The sequence below is a fragment of the Kaistia defluvii genome (assembly GCF_026343955.1).
Lineage (GTDB): Bacteria > Pseudomonadota > Alphaproteobacteria > Rhizobiales > Kaistiaceae > Kaistia > Kaistia defluvii.
The window spans coordinates 152,043-168,493 of record NZ_JAPKNI010000007.1; the positions used below are offsets into that span (position 1 = coordinate 152,043).

14 protein-coding genes and 1 tRNA gene are annotated in these 16,451 nt (G+C 64.5%); 6 read left to right on the forward strand and 9 right to left on the reverse strand.

Annotated features, from left to right (window positions below):
• Window positions 1-184: 184 nt before the first annotated feature.
• Both OSH10_RS17870 and OSH10_RS17875 read right to left on the reverse strand, forming a co-directional pair.
• Entirely contained in the window at window positions 185-391 is a 207-nt protein-coding gene (locus tag OSH10_RS17870) for a cold-shock protein (RefSeq protein ID WP_018184614.1), read from the reverse strand.
• Between the two features lie 16 nt (window positions 392-407).
• Entirely contained in the window at window positions 408-590 is a 183-nt protein-coding gene (locus tag OSH10_RS17875) for a hypothetical protein (RefSeq protein ID WP_266333310.1), read from the reverse strand.
• Window positions 591-748: 158 nt separating this feature from the next.
• On the opposite strand from OSH10_RS17875, the gene OSH10_RS17880 reads away from it, so the two are divergent.
• Window positions 749-1,015: a hypothetical protein gene (locus OSH10_RS17880; RefSeq protein WP_266333311.1), complete on the forward strand. Its 267-nt coding sequence runs from the start codon at window positions 749-751 to the stop codon at window positions 1,013-1,015.
• A 310-nt stretch (window positions 1,016-1,325) separates the two neighbouring features.
• On the opposite strand, the gene OSH10_RS17885 is transcribed toward OSH10_RS17880, so the two are convergent.
• Window positions 1,326-2,057 (reverse strand): outer membrane protein, encoded by a 732-nt coding sequence (locus OSH10_RS17885; protein WP_266333313.1) that lies wholly within the window; start codon window positions 2,055-2,057, stop codon window positions 1,326-1,328.
• A gap of 535 nt (window positions 2,058-2,592) precedes the next feature.
• Window positions 2,593-2,667, reverse strand: a tRNA-Val gene (locus OSH10_RS17890).
• 158 nt (window positions 2,668-2,825) lie between these two features.
• Between OSH10_RS17890 and OSH10_RS17895 the strand changes: the two genes are divergently transcribed.
• From OSH10_RS17895 to OSH10_RS17910, 4 genes are all read left to right on the forward strand, one after another.
• Complete coding sequence (locus tag OSH10_RS17895) at window positions 2,826-4,253, forward strand: DHA2 family efflux MFS transporter permease subunit (protein ID WP_266333314.1); 1,428 nt, start codon at window positions 2,826-2,828, stop codon at window positions 4,251-4,253.
• 211 nt (window positions 4,254-4,464) lie between these two features.
• Window positions 4,465-5,253 (forward strand): ThuA domain-containing protein, encoded by a 789-nt coding sequence (locus OSH10_RS17900; protein ID WP_266333315.1) that lies wholly within the window; start codon window positions 4,465-4,467, stop codon window positions 5,251-5,253.
• Between the two features lie 144 nt (window positions 5,254-5,397).
• Window positions 5,398-6,441 carry a Gfo/Idh/MocA family protein gene (locus OSH10_RS17905; RefSeq protein ID WP_266333316.1) on the forward strand — a complete coding sequence of 348 codons (1,044 nt, stop codon included), beginning with the start codon at window positions 5,398-5,400 and terminating at the stop codon, window positions 6,439-6,441.
• A gap of 538 nt (window positions 6,442-6,979) precedes the next feature.
• A complete protein-coding gene (locus OSH10_RS17910; RefSeq protein WP_266333317.1) occupies window positions 6,980-8,800 on the forward strand; it encodes an ABC transporter ATP-binding protein in 1,821 nt (606 codons plus the stop codon).
• Window positions 8,801-9,057: 257 nt separating this feature from the next.
• On the opposite strand, the gene OSH10_RS17915 is transcribed toward OSH10_RS17910, so the two are convergent.
• The 4 genes from OSH10_RS17915 to OSH10_RS17930 all read right to left on the reverse strand — a co-directional run bounded on the left by OSH10_RS17915 (window position 9,058) and on the right by OSH10_RS17930 (window position 12,420).
• On the reverse strand, window positions 9,058-9,480 hold the full coding sequence (locus tag OSH10_RS17915) for a YbaN family protein (protein WP_266333318.1): 423 nt from the start codon (window positions 9,478-9,480) through the stop codon (window positions 9,058-9,060).
• A gap of 158 nt (window positions 9,481-9,638) precedes the next feature.
• Window positions 9,639-10,532, reverse strand: coding sequence for a ribokinase (locus OSH10_RS17920; RefSeq protein WP_266333319.1), 894 nt, complete (start codon window positions 10,530-10,532; stop codon window positions 9,639-9,641).
• Window positions 10,529-11,404, reverse strand: coding sequence for a MurR/RpiR family transcriptional regulator (locus tag OSH10_RS17925; RefSeq protein ID WP_266333320.1), 876 nt, complete (start codon window positions 11,402-11,404; stop codon window positions 10,529-10,531). Before OSH10_RS17925 ends, OSH10_RS17920 begins: the two co-directional genes overlap by 4 nt.
• Before the next feature lie 35 nt (window positions 11,405-11,439).
• Entirely contained in the window at window positions 11,440-12,420 is a 981-nt protein-coding gene (locus OSH10_RS17930; protein ID WP_266333383.1) for a TIM barrel protein, read from the reverse strand.
• Window positions 12,421-12,643: 223 nt separating this feature from the next.
• Here OSH10_RS17930 and yghX point away from each other — a divergent pair, with 223 nt between their 5' ends.
• Window positions 12,644-13,531: a YghX family hydrolase gene (yghX, locus tag OSH10_RS17935; RefSeq protein WP_266333322.1), complete on the forward strand. Its 888-nt coding sequence runs from the start codon at window positions 12,644-12,646 to the stop codon at window positions 13,529-13,531.
• 114 nt (window positions 13,532-13,645) lie between these two features.
• On the opposite strand, the gene OSH10_RS17940 is transcribed toward yghX, so the two are convergent.
• Complete coding sequence (locus OSH10_RS17940; RefSeq protein WP_266333324.1) at window positions 13,646-16,099, reverse strand: arylsulfatase; 2,454 nt, start codon at window positions 16,097-16,099, stop codon at window positions 13,646-13,648.
• Window positions 16,100-16,451 lie beyond the last annotated feature (352 nt).

The window sequence follows — 16,451 nt, forward strand, 5'->3', positions numbered from 1 at the left end:
ACCGGGAAGCACGGGCTCTGGTGGCTTGGTCATTGAGGGATAACCGCCGGAATGGATTACCACCGGCGTAATCCGCGACGCTGTCGTCGCCCCGGATCCCGCGCGATAAGGCAGCACCGGAATCCAGACGCAAAAAAGCCCGGCGCGAAGCCGGGCTCTTCGATTTCAGGTCTGTGCGCGAGGCTCAGACTGCAGCGAGATTCGAAGCCTTGGTCTTGCCGCGATCGCTGATGACGTCGAAGGAAACCTTCTGGCCTTCATTGAGCGAGCGCATGCCGGCTGCTTCGAGAGCGGTCACATGCACGAAGACGTCCGGACCACCGGCGTCAGGCGCAATGAAGCCGAAGCCGCGCGTGGAATCGAAGAACTTAACGGTGCCAATATCGGCCATTTAGAAATTACCTTAGTCATTCACGCCAGCACCATGCCAGCGCGCCTTCGAAGCGAACGAGATCAGGAACACACCGGCAGCCCTTCAGGCGCACGACGACATTCACCGATCCGGTTCGCAAACCCAACCAGAGCATCTGATCAATCGTCAGGAGATCAGGGAAAAATTGAAACGGAGTACATCCGTCCGCTTCGTTCATGAACGACCGCTGCATTGACGAATGCGCCTGTCGAACTCCCGCTCTGTTCGGCTGGGATAATGCACCCTAGTCGAAAGAACCTGTGAATGCAAATTATTCTTCAAGTCTTTTTCAAATGAGCCGGATGCGCGTATCGATCTTCGCCGGAAGGCAAATCGATGATCGTTAAAAATAGCCTCACAAAAGACCGACTCTTGATCGCGATTTTCTGCTACAATTTTCGGATGGCACATTCATATAAAGTCGGACAGCGGGTAACGATGGACCGGAGCAAGATTTTTAGCTCGGCTCCCGGCACCTATGTCATCGTCGCCGCCCTCCCCGAATCCGGCGGACGGCTGCAATACCGGATCAAGAGCGAACTCGAGAAGCATGAGCGTGTGGCTGAGCAAAGCCAGCTCCACCTGATGCTCGAGCAAGTCTAGCCCGCTCTCTCCGCGCCGGCCCTCCCCGCGAACGCACAGCCCCAGGGGCCGGACGCAGGTCCGGCCAACGAACCTTCCCATGCGCCCCTTGAGAGACGCGGCGCCGCCCGGTTGCGCACCGCGCCGAAGATAACCCATGGACCGGCGCCGCGGCCTGGCCCTGCGTCCCGCCAGGCGGATGCGGCATGTCTTATAGACAGGCGCACCGCAGCGTGACCTGCTCGAGCGCTTCGCTCCCTGGCCCCTTCAAAAAGGAAGGCCCCGCCACAGGTGGCGGGGCCTTCCTCCATCTCGCTCTGCGGTCCGCTGATCAGAACTTGTAGTTCAGGCCCAGCTTGACCGAATTGAAGGAGGTGTCGAATTCGCGGTTGTTGACCGGGTTGGTCGGATAGTTCACGTCGACCAGCGTGACGTCGTTCGTGCCGAGATCGGTATAGAGGTACTCGGCCTTGACGGTCACGTTGTTGGTGATGGCGTATTCGACGCCAGCGCCGACGGTCCAGCCCCAGGCGGTATCGGACTTCGACGTCTCGAAAGCCGCGTTGCAGCCGCCAATGGTCACAGCCACCCGATTCCGGTCGCAGCCGAGCTTGTGGTCGACATTCGCCCAGGCCAAGCCACCGGTGAGGTAGGGCATGAAACGATCGGCCGAATAGCCGAGGCGCGCCCGAATCGTGCCGAACCAGTCGATCTTGTCCTCACCGTAATACGGGTCGAACTCGTTGGAGCCGCCCCAATCCTTGCCGATGCCGCTATAGGCAACATCCGCCTCGGCACCGACAACGACATTGTTCGCGAACTGATAATTGTAGCCGATCTGGGCGCCGCCGAAGCCGCCGGTCAGCGTCTGGCCGAAGGCGTTCGGATTATGCGTGTCCTGGGTATGGCCCCAGCCATAGCCGCCATGCACACCCACGTAGAAGCCGGTCCAATTGAACACTTCGATGGGCGCTGCAACCGGAGCGGGTTCATAGGTCAAATCGGCCGCGAAGGCGGTCGAGGCACTCATGGCAAGCAGGGCAGCGGCAAGCCGGAATTTCATCCCAGTCACTCCAAATAGGTAGGTAGTCCCTACACCGATAACACAGCCTGCGCGAGCAGGGCTATGGCATTCAGGCAACAACCAACCAGGATTATGGAATCTTTGGAGTCCCCAAGTTTTCACTAGAAGTGAAAATTACATAGAAACAAACAGATTCCCTCAGCTAGGATTTATATTCCTAGATAAATCCAAGATCAAAAGATCGTATATCCCGGATATTTTGCGTGACGAAACGGAACTTGTTGAAGACAACACAGGCGCGGCGCTAGAAAATTTTGGACATGGCGCCAAGCCGCGGGACGCCGCGAACAGGCCGGGGCGAGCAGACCCGTCGCGATGGTCCGTGCCAGAGACGCCAAAGGCCACAACCGATAAGTGCAATCGGAATCGGCGGATGATCGAGCAACGCCGCACAGCAGGCCGCAACCGTCGACGGATGGTGCAGGGCATGAGTACAAGGCTCGCCGCTCAGGCGATGGGCCGGGGTGGCCCTCGCATCGCGGCGGGGTGTACGTCGATCGAATGGAGTGGAAAATGGTGGGCGGTACTGGGATTGAACCAGTGACCCTTCGCGTGTGAAGCGAATGCTCTCCCGCTGAGCTAACCGCCCTGCCGCCGGGCAGTAAACTGCTCCGGTGAAGGTGGCCGGATATAGATTGCCGCGGCGGATGAAGTCAAGCCGCGCCGACGGGATATACCACGGGATTGTGAATTGCGCTTTCCGGTCGCTTCGACGAGATAGAAAGCCCACCTTACGAAATGTACCTTATGCCAAGCGACACCGTCCTCGGCGCCGGCGCGTCCCCCGCCGCCCCCGCCTATCGCATCACCGCCCTCATCGTCGCCAGCGCGCTGTTCATGGAGCAGCTCGACGCCACCGTTCTGGCCACCGCCCTGCCCACCATGTCGAGGAGCTTCGGCGTGTCGCCGCTGGACATGAGCGTCGCGCTGACCGGCTATCTGCTCAGCCTCGCCGTGTTCATCCCGGCCAGCGGCTGGATCGCCGACCGGTTTGGCGCGCGCAATGTCTTCTGCGCGGCGATCGCCATCTTCATGGCGGGCTCCCTGCTCTGCGCCCAGGCGCACAACCTGCCCTTCCTGGTATTGGCCCGCGTACTGCAAGGGCTTGGCGGCGCGATGATGGTGCCGGTCGGGCGGCTGGTGATTCTGAAAAGCGTGCCGCGCGCCGATTTCGTCTCGGCGATGGCCTGGGTGATGGTGCCGGCTCTGATCGGCCCGGTGATCGGCCCCATGGTCGGCGGCTTCATCGTTACCTATCTCGACTGGCGCTGGATCTTCTATGTGAACCTGCCGCTCGGCGTGATCGGCATCGCGCTTGCCAGCCACTATATCGACGACATCCGCGAAGAGATCAGACGGCCGTTCGATGGGCTGGGGTTACTGCTGTCGGGCACCGCGCTCGCCTCGCTGCTCTTCGCCTTCGAGACCGGCGGCCGTGGCGCGGCGTCGCCGCGCACGGCGCTGGTCCTGCTCACGGTCGGCCTCGTCACCGGCGCGCTCTATATCGCGCATGCCCGCCGCCATGCGGCGCCGATCCTCGACCTGTCGCTGATGCGGCTGAAGACCTTCCGCCTGTCGGTGGTCGCCGGGGGCCTGGCCCGGATCACAGCCGGCGCCATGCCCTTCCTGCTGCCGATGATGATGCAGTTGGGCTTCGGCATGTCTGCCGCCCATAGCGGGCTGGTCACCTTCGTCTCGGCGGCTGGCGCCATGGCCATGAAGGCTTCCGCCGCCCCGATCCTGCGCCGCTTCGGCTTCCGCAACACGCTGATATGGAACAGCGTCATCGCCAGCGCCTTCCTGGCGATCTACGCGACGTTCCGCCCCGACTGGCCGATCGCCGCCATCTATGTCGTCCTGCTGATCGGCGGCTTCTCGCAATCGCTGCAGTTTACCGCCTACAACACGATCGCCTATGCCGAGGTAGAGCGTGACCGCATGAGCGCGGCGACGAGCTTCTACACGACGATGCAACAGATGATGCTGTCGCTCGGCATCTGCGTCTCGGCCAGCGTGCTGCACGCCGCCGTCGCGCTGTCGGGCCGGGAAACGCCGGTGATGGCCGATTTCTCCGCCGCCTTCCTGACGGTAACCAGCGTGTCGCTGCTCGCTGCCTTCGTCTGCGCCCGCCTGCCGCGCGATGCGGGCGACGATCTCACCGGCCGGGCGCGGTGAGTCCGCGTCCGCGGCCTGCGACACATCTGCCACGGATGGTGGATATTGCGTCGCCGGGGATGCAGGATAAGGTGGGCTGGTTTACGATCCAAAGCGCTTTGGGTGGATCCGGCCCCCCGGCTTTCACACCCGGGTCACCCGAAGCGCGCATTACCGATCTGGCGGGGCCGGCAAGGTCGCGCGACAGGAACTGTCTAGGGAGACCAAGGTCATGACGATCCGCGTTGTTGTCTGGGGCGAAAACGTCCACGAGCAGGAGAATGAAGTCGTCCGGAAGATCTATCCGGAAGGCATGCACACCACGATCGCCAAGGGCCTGGACGAGGATCCCGTCATCGAAGTCTCGACCGCGACGCTGCAGGAGCCGGAGCACGGCCTGACCGAGCAGCGCCTGGCCGAGACGGACGTGCTGATCTGGTGGGGCCACAAGGCGCATGGCGAGGTCTCCGACGCCGTCGTCGAGCGGGTCGCCCAGCGCGTCTGGGAAGGCATGGGCCTGATCGTCCTGCATTCGGGCCACTTCTCGAAGATCTTCAAGCGCCTGATGGGCACCCCCTGCTCGCTCAAGTGGCGAGAGGCCGGCGAGCTCGAGCGCGTCTGGGTCATCAACCGCAACCACCAGATCGCCCAGGGCCTGTCCGATTATTTCGAGATCGAGCAGACGGAGATGTATGGCGAGCCCTTCACGGTTCCCGAGCCGCAGGAGACGGTGTTCGTCACCTGGTATGAAGGCGGCGAAGTGTTCCGCTCGGGCCTGACCTGGCAGCGCGGCGGCGGCAAGGTGTTCTATTTCTCGCCTGGCCACGAGACCTACCCGATCTATTACAACCCCGACGTCAAGCAGATACTGAAGAACGCCGCCAAGTGGGCCTATAACCCCGCTCCGGCCTGGGCCGGCATCGAGAAGGCGCCGAACACACCGGCCGACAAGGCCCCGAACGGCCCGCTCACCATCAAGGGCGAGACGCTCCACAAGAAGGGCGAGGAAGGCTTCCACTAAGCCTCGCCAGCGCGAAGCGGCGGGCCGGGGCGCAATCCATCGCCCCGCCCTCACCCGCCGGTTTCGCGGCCGACCTCTCCACCCGGAGAGGTGAAGGACAGTCCACCTTTCGGGACATGCTCCCGTCACCCAAGAGTGAAGCTCATGGTCAAGATCCTTATCCTGGGAACCGGCAGCATGGCCGAAAGCCATGCCATCGCCTTCAAGGCGGCCCCGGGCGCCACCGTCGTCGCCGCCGTCGAGACCGACGCCGCGCGGCGCACCGCCTTCGGCAAGAAGCACGGCATCACCAACCTGTTCGCCGATCTCGATGCGGCGATCGAATGGGGCCAGTTCGACGCCGCCGCCAATGTCACGCCGGACGCCGTCCACTACGACACGACGATGAAGCTGCTCGCCGCCGGCAAGCATGTCTTCTGCGAGAAACCGCTCGCGACCGACTATCCGCACGCCCTGGTCATGGCCGAAGAGGCCGAGGCGAAGGGCGTCATCAACATGGTGAACCTCACCTACCGCAACTCGCCCGCGCTGCAGAAGGCGCGCGAGCTGGTCGCCGCCGGCCGGATCGGCTCGATCCGCCATGTCGAGGCGTCCTATCTGCAGAGCTGGCTGGTCGGCAAGCAGTGGGGCGACTGGCGCACGGAATCGCGCTGGCTGTGGCGCCTGTCGGAAGAGCACGGCTCCAAGGGCGTGCTGGGCGACATCGGCGTCCACATTGTCGACTTCGCCTCGTTCGGCGCCGACAGCGACATCACCACGGTCGACAGCCGCCTGAAGACCTTCCACAAGGCGGAAGGCGACCAGATCGGCGAATACAAGCTGGACGCCAACGACTCGGCGATCATGATGGCCGAATTCGCCAATGGCGCGATCGGCACCATCACCGCGACGCGCTTCGCCACCGGCCACGCCAACGACCTGACGCTGCAGCTGTTCGGCACCGAAGGCGCGCTGAAGGTGATGACCGACGGCCGGACGTCGTCGCTGGAAATCTGCGTCGGCCCGGATATCGATACGCAGACCTGGAAGCCGGTCGAGTGCCCGCCTGTCGTCACGACCTACGAACGCTTCGTCCAGGCCTGCAATACCGGCATCAACGGCGATCCGAGCTTCCGCCGCGCCGCCGAGATCCAGCGCATCCTCGACATGTGCTTCGACCAGGACGTGGTGCGCAAGAAGATCGGCTGATCCTGCCGCCACGGACCATCGCTACCTCGGCCCGGCATGTCCGGGCCGAGTGCGTTCAGGAAGCCGGTCGTCCTTCGACCCGGACCAACGCGCATTCGAAAGACTCGCCCCCCATCGGATACGGGCGACAGGGAAGACAGATTCGCCGCCCGCCGCCCCGGGTCATTTGGGTGAAACACGGCCGGTTCCGTGTTGCAGCGGCAACACACGGCACGCAAACCGGGTGCACCGGGCTTGCAATCCATGATGTCGCAGCTATAGAGAACGCTTCCTTCAACTCCGAACACGGGGGGATTTGCATGGCATCGCTGCATATGGTCGTCGCCCCGGTCAAGCCGGCTTCGGGTCTCCCCCGCCGCTAGTTCGGACGTTCAGCGGGTATCGTCACGGTCTCATACCGTGGCTCCCTGAAAACCCGCCTCTCGATACTCAAACCGTTTCACCGCGAGCCCCCGCGCCTCGATTGTGCGTCGCTCGCCGTCCTGTTTCTCGTATTCTGGGACCGGATCGCCGTCTTTGACGCGTCCGGACTGTCATCATGACTCGATTCAGATTCCCCCGCTTCCGCATCCGATGGCGGGCCGATGCCTTTTCAAACGTGCTCGGCTTCACCTTCGCCCATTGGCGCAAGCAACCGCTGCTGATCGTCGGCATCGCGCTGACGGTGCTCATCTCGACCATGGCCGACGTTCTGCTGCCGCTCTATGCCGGACGTCTCGTCGACGCGATCGCCGGCGGCATCCAGGACCGCGACGAAGCCCTTTCGGCGGCGTTGCACGCGTTCGGCGCGTTGATGGCGCTCGGCGTGGGCATGATGGCGCTGCGCCATTGCGCCTTCCTCGCCATCATCCGGCTGACGCTGAACATGATGACGGACATCGCGGCCGACGCCTTCCACCGCGTGCAGCGCTTCTCCACCAACTGGCATGCCAATGCGTTCGCCGGCTCGACCGTGCGCAAGATCACGCGCGGCATGTGGGCGCTCGACCTGTTGAACGATACGCTGCTGCTGGCGCTGCTGCCCTCGATCGCCATGCTTGTCGGCACGACCATCCTGCTCGGCTCCTACTGGCCGGTGATGGGCCTGATCATCGCGGTCGGTTCGGTGCTCTACATCGCCATGACGGTGTCGCTGTCGCTGTTCTACGTCGCGCCGGCGGCGAGTCTCGCCAACCAGTGGGATACCAAGCTCGGCGGCGCGCTCGCCGATGCGGTTTCCTGCAACGCGGTGGTGAAGGCGTTCGGCGCCGAGGACCGGGAGGACACGCGGCTGTCGCGGGTTGTCGCCAAGTGGCGCTCGCGCACGTCGCGCACCTGGATCCGCGGCACCAATAACGGCACGGCGCAGGGCATTCTGCTGGTGCTGCTGCGCGGCGCGATCATCGGAACCGTGCTGCTGCTCTGGTGGCATGGCCGGGCGACGCCCGGCGACGTCACCTTCGTGCTGACGGCATTCTTCCTGCTGCAGGGCTACCTGCGCGATGTCGGGGTGCATATCCGCAACCTTCAGCGCTCGGTCAACGACATGGAGGAACTGGTCGCCCTGCATGCGCAGCCGCTCGGCATCGAGGACAAGGCAAGCGCCGTGCCGATGGTCGTCGGAGCGGGCGAGATCCGCTTCGAGAACGTCACCTTCCATTATGCCGGCCATAACACGCCGCTCTACAAGGACTTTGACGTCACGATCCGAACGGGCGAGAAGATCGGCCTGGTCGGCCATTCCGGCTCCGGCAAGACGACCTTCGTCAAGCTGATCCAGCGTCTCTACGACGTCACGGATGGCCGCATCGTGATCGACGGGCAGGATATCGCCCATGTCACGCAGTCGTCGCTGCGCGGCGAGATCGCGATCGTGCAGCAGGAGCCGATCCTGTTCCACCGCTCGCTGGCGGAGAACATCGCCTATGCCCGGCCCGGCGCATCGATGGCCGAGATCATGGCGGCGGCGAAGCTCGCCAACGCGCATGATTTCATCGAGCGGCTGCCGCAGGCCTATGCGACTCTGGTCGGCGAGCGCGGCGTCAAGCTCTCGGGCGGCGAGCGCCAGCGCGTGGCCCTGGCCCGCGCGTTCCTGGCCGATGCGCCGATCCTGATCCTGGACGAGGCGACCTCGAGCCTTGATTCGGAATCCGAGGCGCTGATCCAGGAGGCGATGGAGCGGCTGATGGAAGGCCGCACCGCGATCGTCATCGCCCACCGCCTGTCGACGGTGCGCGCGCTCGACCGCCTGCTGGTCTTCGACCGTGGCCGGATCGCGGAAGAGGGCACGCATGAGGCGCTGGTGCGCATCGAGGACGGCATCTATCGCAAGCTGTTCGAGCGGCAGGCGATGGACCTGACCCGTGGCCTCGCGGCCTGACGACAGAAGCGGACCGACGGCACAAGCCGTCGGTCCGCGCAGGACTCAGGGTACCTCCCGATCCGAACGTCCACGAGGAGGGACCTAGGCGCTCCCAGCGCCTTGCGCGGGCAGCTTACGCAACTCGTGGGAATCCAAAGAGTCCATCCATATCTGAGCCGTCGCATGGGGAATGCTGTCCCTTCACCTCTCCCTCAGGGAGAGGTAAGGGATAGACAGCGTCGGACGTCCGTGTAAATCCGGCCAGCCCCTCGCGGCTATTCGGACGGCACTGGCTCCGGCCGCGTCGTGATCCACAGCGCACAGGCCAGCATTCCGAGCGCGACGAGCACGGCGAGCCACCAGGCCGGCTGCGCCGTCCACCAGAACACCCCATAGCCGATGGCCATGCCGCCGCAGGCCAACCATTTCGCCTTGCGCGGGATGGCGCCCTGCTCCCGCCAGGCGCGCAGTACCGGCCCGAAGCGCGGATGGTCGAGCATCCACGCTTCCAGCCGCGGCGAGGATCGGCCGAAGCTCCAGGCGGCGAGGATCAGGAAGACCGTGGTCGGCATGATGGGCAGGAGCGCACCGATGATGGCGAGCGCCAGGAAGACGAAACCCAGCACGACATAGCCCGCGCGCCGGCCGACATTCAGGGCCGAACGGGTTCTCGTTCCGGCGCGTCGCTCCGGCTCCACTTGGGAATTGCCTCCGGTTCATCGGGTTCGCAAGGTCGGCTTCCACCGCCGGCCCTGCCCGGCGAATGGCACGCGTTGCGCAGCCAGGCAAGAGCCCCGTCCCGTTGAACGCCGCAAGCGCCATCCTTGCAACGGTGGGCGAAGCGAAGGCGAGGCCTCTAGCCAGCCAGTTCCGGAGCCGGGCGGCTGACCAGTTCAGCCGCGGCGCGATTGGCGTTGGCGATCGACTCGGCGAGGGCGCTGCCCCTGGCGAGGCTCGCGGCCAGCATGCCGATGAAGGCGTCTCCCGCACCATGCGTGCTGACCAGCTTGACCGGGATCGCCGGAATCGCGATTTCCTCGCCCGCCGCGGTGACGCAGGCGACGCCCTCCCCGCCGGCCGTGACAATGGCGATCGGATAGCGCCGCGACAGGCTGCGGGCGGCGGCGAGCGCGCCCTCCAGGCTCTCCACCACCGGCACGCCGGCCAGCAGTTCGGCCTCGATGGCGTTGACGACGATGATGTCGACATTCGCGGCCAGCGCCTCGGAGGGCAGGCGCGCCGGCGCCGCGTTGAGGATCACCAGCCCGCCGGAATGTTTCGCCGCGATGGCCGCCGCGACATTGGCGCTGTCCGGCACCTCGTTCTGCAGCACCAGGATCGGCGCGGACGCAAACAACTCGGCCGCCGCCTGCACGTCGCTTTCGGCAAGCGTGAGATTGGCGCCGGAAACGATCACCGCGCCATAATCGCCCTCGCCGTCGAAGATCGCGACGCTCATGCCCGTGGAACCGCCGGGAAGCACGCGGACGAAGCGCCGGTCGACGCCCTGCTGGTCAAGGTTCCGCAGCAGCGTGCGACCGAAATCATCGTCCGCAACCGCGCCGACCATGGCGCTGTGCGCACCGGCATGGGCCACGGCCACCGCCTGGTTGCCGCCCTTGCCGCCGCATTTCGGCTGCCAGGACTCGCCCGTGATCGTCTCGCCCTTGCGCGGACGGGCGGGTCCGCGAACGATGACGTCGTAGTGCAGGCTGCCAAAGACGATGACGGTGCGGGCGCTATCGCTCATAGGGTCCTGTCTCTTCGGTTGGCGGCAACGGCCGACATGGTCTTTTCGAGATTTCTCTCCGCCTGGCCGTAGTCGCGCTGTGCGACCGCCACGAACACGGCGTCGAGAATGTTGAGCTGGGCAATGCGCGCCGCCGCGTTTTCGCCCATCAGCGGCGATCCCTGCGCCGTCGAGCAAAGTACGATTTCCGCCTGCTGGGCGAGCGGTGAACGGTCGTAATTGGTGATCGCCAGCGTCCGCGCGCCATTGCGCCGCGCCCGCTGGATCGCCTCGATCACCGCGCTGGTATTGCCGGAATGCGAGAAACCGATCGCGATATCGCCGGCTCCGAGCAGGGAGGCCGACATCGCCATCATGTGCGCGTCGTCCTGCACGCTGGCGCGCAGGCCGATGCGCAGGAACTTGTGGGCGACATCGCGCGCGATCTGCGCCGATCCCCCAACGCCGTAGAAATCCCGCTGCTTCGCGCCATGGATGGCATCCACCGCGCGGTCGAAGGCCTCGACGTCGAGGATCGCCAGCGTCTCCTCCAGCGCATGGATCGAGGTGCGGAACACCTTCTGGATGATCTCGCGCGACGTATCCTCCGGCGAGAGGTCCTGATGCATGCCGGCGGCCGGCAGCCGGTTATACTGCGCCAGCGCGGCGCGGAAGCCGCGATAGCCGTCGAAGCCCAGCTTCTTGGTGATCTTGACGACCATCGCCTCGGATACCCCCGTCCCGGCCGCGATCTCCTTCAGCGGCGTCTCCAGGCCGAAATCGCGCATCGCCAGCACCGCCTCGACGACATGCGCCTCGCGCGGGGTCAGCGACGGCAGCATCATGCGAATGCGCGGGCCGATGGAACTGGGATTGGCGTCCTCGGGGGTCATCTGCGCCCTTTCAAGCGGCCGAAAGCCTGTCGGCGTCAGTTCGCCGGCGCCAGCATGGCTTCCTGCACGATGGCATTGGACGCAACCGCGTCCTGGCGGTCGATCGCCTCGCCGAGACGATTGTCGCGCTCCAGCCGGTCGACCACCGCCAGCATCCGCCGGACCGTCGCGATGTTGACCTCGCATTCGCGCACCGGGTCCAGCCCGGTCATATCCGGGAAGGTGTCGAAATAGATCGCGCCGTCATAGCCGTCGCGGCGGATCTGGCGCAGCAGTTCGATCGTCTGCACGGAATGCACGGCGCCGACCATCAGTCCGTCGTCACGCTTGGCGTAGCCGTCGTTCAGGTGAACCCCGAGCAGGCGGCTATGGCGTGCGATCAGCGCGGCCGCGAAGGCGGGTTGCTCGTCGGCATAGAGCACATGCGCGAAATCGAGCGTTACGCCGAGATTGGGCGCGCCAGCCTCCTGGATCGCCAGCAGCGTCGTCGCGCAGTCCGGCATCAGGCTATAGGCGCGCGGCTCGTTGGGCTTGTATTCGATGCTGATCCAGCAATCCGGATCATGCGCGCACACTTCACGAATGCCAGAGACTTCGTGATCCCACATCCGGTCATAGTCGCCCTGGAAGGCATAATCGAAGCCGTCCTGCCCAAGCCAGATCGTCATCAGATTGGAGCCGGCGGCCCGCGCCGCGTCGATGCCGCGCTTGGTGAGGTCGATCGCCTCCCGCCGGACCGCCGCGTCGGGATGGGTGAAGGCACCCAGCTTGAAAGCCGGATTGGTATAATAGCGCATGGCGAAGCCGTTGATCCGGAGCCCCAGATCGCCGAGCTTTCCCGCGAGAACGCGCGGATCCTCACCGACATGGTCGGGATAGTTCAGATCCAGATCCGTCAGGCCCTCAACCTTGGCCGCCCGCGCCGCCATTTGCAGGACGCTCGGCTTGCCCTTCTGGTCCGGCCATTCGGCCTCGGCGCGCGAGGCGAAGGAATTCAGGCGGGTGGCAAAGCGCAAGCTGTTCACGGCGTCAGACCTGTTCTGCGGAAGAAGGGCAGCTCGTACTTCACACGCTTTCATCTAGTTGTAAAGTTCGGACCCAATCCGCCGCAGGCCGGGCATGGGTCACGGCAGGGCCCAACGGGTGCGCGGGCCATCAGGGCTGGTCACACCCCTCTCGGCCGCTATCATTCCCGTCTCATGCGACGGCGCACCCCTGCCCCTTACCCACGAGGCACCGATGACCCGACTGACCGCCAAGGACTTCCACCCCGAACTGCTCGAGCTCTACGATTTCTACGCGCATGGCCGCATCACCAAGCGCGAATTCCTCGACCGGGCGGCGAAGTTCGCCATTGGCGGCGTCACCGCCGCCTCCATCCTGGCGACGATGAGCCCCAACTACGCGCTCGCCGAACAGGTTTCCTTCACCGATCCCGACATCGTCGCGGAATACATCACCTACCCCTCGCCGAACGGCCATGGCGAGGTGCGCGGCTATCTCGTCCGTCCCGCCAAGGCCGAGGGCAAGCTGCCGGCGGTCGTCGTCGTGCACGAAAACCGCGGTCTCAATCCCTATATCGAGGATGTCGCGCGGCGCGTCGCAAAGGCCGGCTTCATCGCGCTCGCGCCGGACGGGCTGACCTCCAAGGGCGGCTATCCCGGCAATGACGAGAAGGGCCGCGAACTGCAGCAGCAGGTCGATCCGGAAAAACTGATGAACGACTTCTTCGCGGCAATCGAATTCCTGATGCAGGACGAGCGCACCACCGGCACGGTCGGCATCACCGGCTTCTGCTATGGCGGCGGCGTCGCCAATGCCGCAGCCGTCGCCTATCCCGAGCTCGGCGCCGCCGTGCCCTTCTACGGCCGCCAGGCCAAGGCAGAGGACGTGCCGCGCATCCAGGCGCCGATCCTACTGCATTATGGCGAGCTGGACACGCGCGTGAACGAGGGCTGGCCCGCCTATGAGGCGGCGCTGAAGGCCAACGGAAAAACCTACGAGGCCTATATCTATCCCGGCGCCAACCACGGCTTCCACAACGATTCGACGCCACGCTACGACAAGGAAGCCGCCGATCTCGCCTGGCAGCGCACGATCGACTGGTTCAAGAAATATCTGGCCTAGCCAGCGCCAATCGCGCAGCCCTTTCGCGCCACGAACAACGCCCTGCCCGAGACAACGAAACGGCGCGACGCTCTTGCAGGCGTCGCGCCGCGGTCGACGGTTGTCGCTCCCCGACTAATCCCGCGCGCGCGCGAGCTTGGTTTGAATGACCGCCTGCTCGTTGGCGGTCAGCTGGGTCGGGCCCAGCTTGAAGGTGATCTTGTCGAGCTTGCCGGTGAAGGCGAAGGGCACCTGGTAATCCGCCTCATCGACCGAAGTGCGGGTATCGATTCCGATATCGAAGGTCTCGTCGATCGTCATCAGGAACGGCGTGCTGTGCGGGATCTGCTGGCGGGCGACTTCGGTGTCATCGACCTTCAGGACGCCCGTGCCCCCCTTGCCGGCGCCGGGGCCATCATAGGCGAACTCGAACACGATCTGATGCTTGCCGGGCGTCAGCGCATCCTTCCCTTCCCAGCGGAAGTGATCGAGTGCAAGCAGGTTATAGGCAAATACCGGCTTGCCCTTGAGCAGATAGAGGCCATAGCCGCCGAAATGCCCGCCCAGCGTGGCGAGCATGCCTTCCGCCCCGCCTTCGGGGATCTCGACATCGGCCTGGATGGTGTAGGACCGGGTCAGCAGGTCCGGCGACGCACTGGCCGGCAGACCGGAGACCTGGCCGGCATAGGTGAAGGTGTTCCGCCCCGCCGTAGAAGACGGACGCGGCGCCAGAAGCCGCTGGACGATCGAATTATCAAGCGGGAAGACGTTGTATTTCGCCGCCTCGACAAGGAAAAGATCCTTGAGTTCCTGCAGCTTCTGCGGGTTTGCGGCGGCGATATCGTTGTTCTGCGAGTAGTCCTCGGCGATGTTGTAGAGTTCCCAATCATAGCCGCCGATCACGTCGGGCATTTTCGCAAGCCCCAGCAGCCACGGCGGCTGCGGCGGCGTTGTCGCGGCCATCCAGCCATCGTGATAGATCGCGCGGTCGCCGAACATCTCGAAATACTGCGTCGCCCGCGCGGACGGCACGTTGGCGTTTTCCTTGTCCCAGCTATAGGCCATGCTGACGCCCTCGATCGGGCGCTGCTGGATGCCGTTGACCGCGACCGGCGCTTGAACGCCCGTGGCTTCGAGGATCGTGGGAACGATGTCGATCATGTGGTGGAACTGACTGCGAACCCCGCCGGCATCCTTGATCCGCGCCGGCCAGGACATCGCCATGCCCTGCCGCGTGCCGCCAAAATGCGACGCGATCTGCTTGGTCCATTTGAACGGCGTATCGAAGGCCCAGGACCACGCGACCGACATATGCGGGGTGGTCTTGTCGGAGCCCCAGACGTCATAGAAAGGCAGCTGGTCCTTGACCGGAACGTCGATGCCCTGGATGGCGGCGAGATCGAACGGCGTGCCAAGGGTCGAGCCCTCCGCGCTCGTGCCATTGTCACCCTCGATGTAGATGATCAGCGTATTGTCGAGCTTGCCCTGGTCTTCCACTTCCTGGATGACACGGCCGATCTCGTGGTCGGTATAGGCGACATAGGCGGCATAGACCTCTGCCTGCCGGGCAAACATCTTCTTGTCGTCCGCCGAGAGGGTGTCCCATTTCGGCAGGCTGTCGGGCCAGGGCGTCAGCGCGGTATTGGCGGGGATGACACCCAGACGCTTCTGATTGGCGAAGATCTCGTCCCGCATGGCGTTCCAGCCCATGTCGAACTTGCCCTTGAACTTGGCGATCCATTCGGGCGTCGGCTGATGTGGCGCATGCGTGCCGCCGGGCACGTAGTAGAGGAAGAAGGGCTTGTCGGGCGCACCGGCGTTGGTCTGCCTCAAATAATCGATGGCGTTGTCGGCCAGGTCGGTCGTGAGGTTGTAGCCGGGCTTGCCGATCCACGGGAAAACCTGGGTCGTGTTCTGGAACAGATAGGGCGTCCACTGGTTGGTTTCGCCGCCCATGAAGCCATAGAAATAGTCGAAGCCCATGCCGGACGGCCATTGGTCGAACGGGCCGGAGAGGCTGTACTGGAAGCTCGGCGTATTGTGGTTCTTGCCGAACCAGGATGTCGTGAAGCCGTTCTCCTTCAGGATCTCGCCAACCGTCGCATTCTCCGGCCCGATGACGGAATCATAGCCCGGGAAGCCGGTCGACTGCTCGGTGATCACGCCGAAGCCGACCGAGTGATGGTTGCGGCCGGTGATCAGCGCCGCCCGCGTCGGCGAGCACAGCGCGGTTGAATGGAACTGCGTGTAGCGCAGTCCGGCATTGGCAACCCGGTCGAGCGCCGGCGTCGGGATCACACCACCGAACGTGCCGGAAACGCCGTAACCGGCGTCGTCGGTCATGATCAGCAGGATGTTGGGCGCGCCGGCGGGCGGGACCACGGTTGGCGGCCAGAAGGGCTTCGATGCCGCGGCATCGGGGTTGATGACGCCGCCAAACGGCAATGGCGGGCTCGGAATGTAGCGCCCGTCGATCGTCTGCGTCGCGCTGGGCGACCCGGGCGTCCCTGTAATCGTCTGGGCATTTGCACCCGCGACGCACAGACTGGAAGAAAGCATGAATAGGGATAAATAACGCTTGGAAAGCATGGCAGACCTCTCGCAGGACGCGTGAATTGCCGTCATGAAATATACTATGGCATACGAACAGAATGACTTACGCGCAGCGTCAGGACATCCTCGACTGCCGTCGCCACGATAGCGAAACGCAACGGAGCCTCAACCATCGTTTCCCTCGCAGCAAAGCACGATATCGTTACAATCGGCGCGGGCGCATGCCGACGACCGCCCGGATGCAGCGAGCCCGAGCCTTTGCCAGCCGGCGAGGCGGCGCCTTGAGCGGGTGACAAGCCCCACGGCGGCGAGAAGGGCCAGACGGGGCCGCCGGAAAATTTCGATTCCCGCGAGCGCTTCGTGTCGAAATGGGGCCTCGGCATCCGTC

What these genes read in the sequence shown, in the direction of transcription:
- OSH10_RS17940 (WP_266333324.1), bottom strand. Translation starts at nt 16,099, where the DNA reads ATGCTTTCCAAGCGTTATTTATCCCTATTCATGCTTTCTTCCAGTCTG.
- OSH10_RS17900 (WP_266333315.1), top strand. Translation starts at nt 4,465, where the DNA reads ATGACGATCCGCGTTGTTGTCTGGGGCGAAAACGTCCACGAGCAGGAG.
- OSH10_RS17920 (WP_266333319.1), bottom strand. Translation starts at nt 10,532, where the DNA reads ATGAGCGATAGCGCCCGCACCGTCATCGTCTTTGGCAGCCTGCACTAC.
- OSH10_RS17910 (WP_266333317.1), top strand. Translation starts at nt 6,980, where the DNA reads ATGACTCGATTCAGATTCCCCCGCTTCCGCATCCGATGGCGGGCCGAT.
- OSH10_RS17870 (WP_018184614.1), bottom strand. Translation starts at nt 391, where the DNA reads ATGGCCGATATTGGCACCGTTAAGTTCTTCGATTCCACGCGCGGCTTC.
- OSH10_RS17880 (WP_266333311.1), top strand. Translation starts at nt 749, where the DNA reads ATGATCGTTAAAAATAGCCTCACAAAAGACCGACTCTTGATCGCGATT.
- OSH10_RS17885 (WP_266333313.1), bottom strand. Translation starts at nt 2,057, where the DNA reads ATGAAATTCCGGCTTGCCGCTGCCCTGCTTGCCATGAGTGCCTCGACC.
- OSH10_RS17875 (WP_266333310.1), bottom strand. Translation starts at nt 590, where the DNA reads ATGAACGAAGCGGACGGATGTACTCCGTTTCAATTTTTCCCTGATCTC.
- yghX (WP_266333322.1), top strand. Translation starts at nt 12,644, where the DNA reads ATGACCCGACTGACCGCCAAGGACTTCCACCCCGAACTGCTCGAGCTC.
- OSH10_RS17905 (WP_266333316.1), top strand. Translation starts at nt 5,398, where the DNA reads ATGGTCAAGATCCTTATCCTGGGAACCGGCAGCATGGCCGAAAGCCAT.
- OSH10_RS17925 (WP_266333320.1), bottom strand. Translation starts at nt 11,404, where the DNA reads ATGACCCCCGAGGACGCCAATCCCAGTTCCATCGGCCCGCGCATTCGC.
- OSH10_RS17895 (WP_266333314.1), top strand. Translation starts at nt 2,826, where the DNA reads ATGCCAAGCGACACCGTCCTCGGCGCCGGCGCGTCCCCCGCCGCCCCC.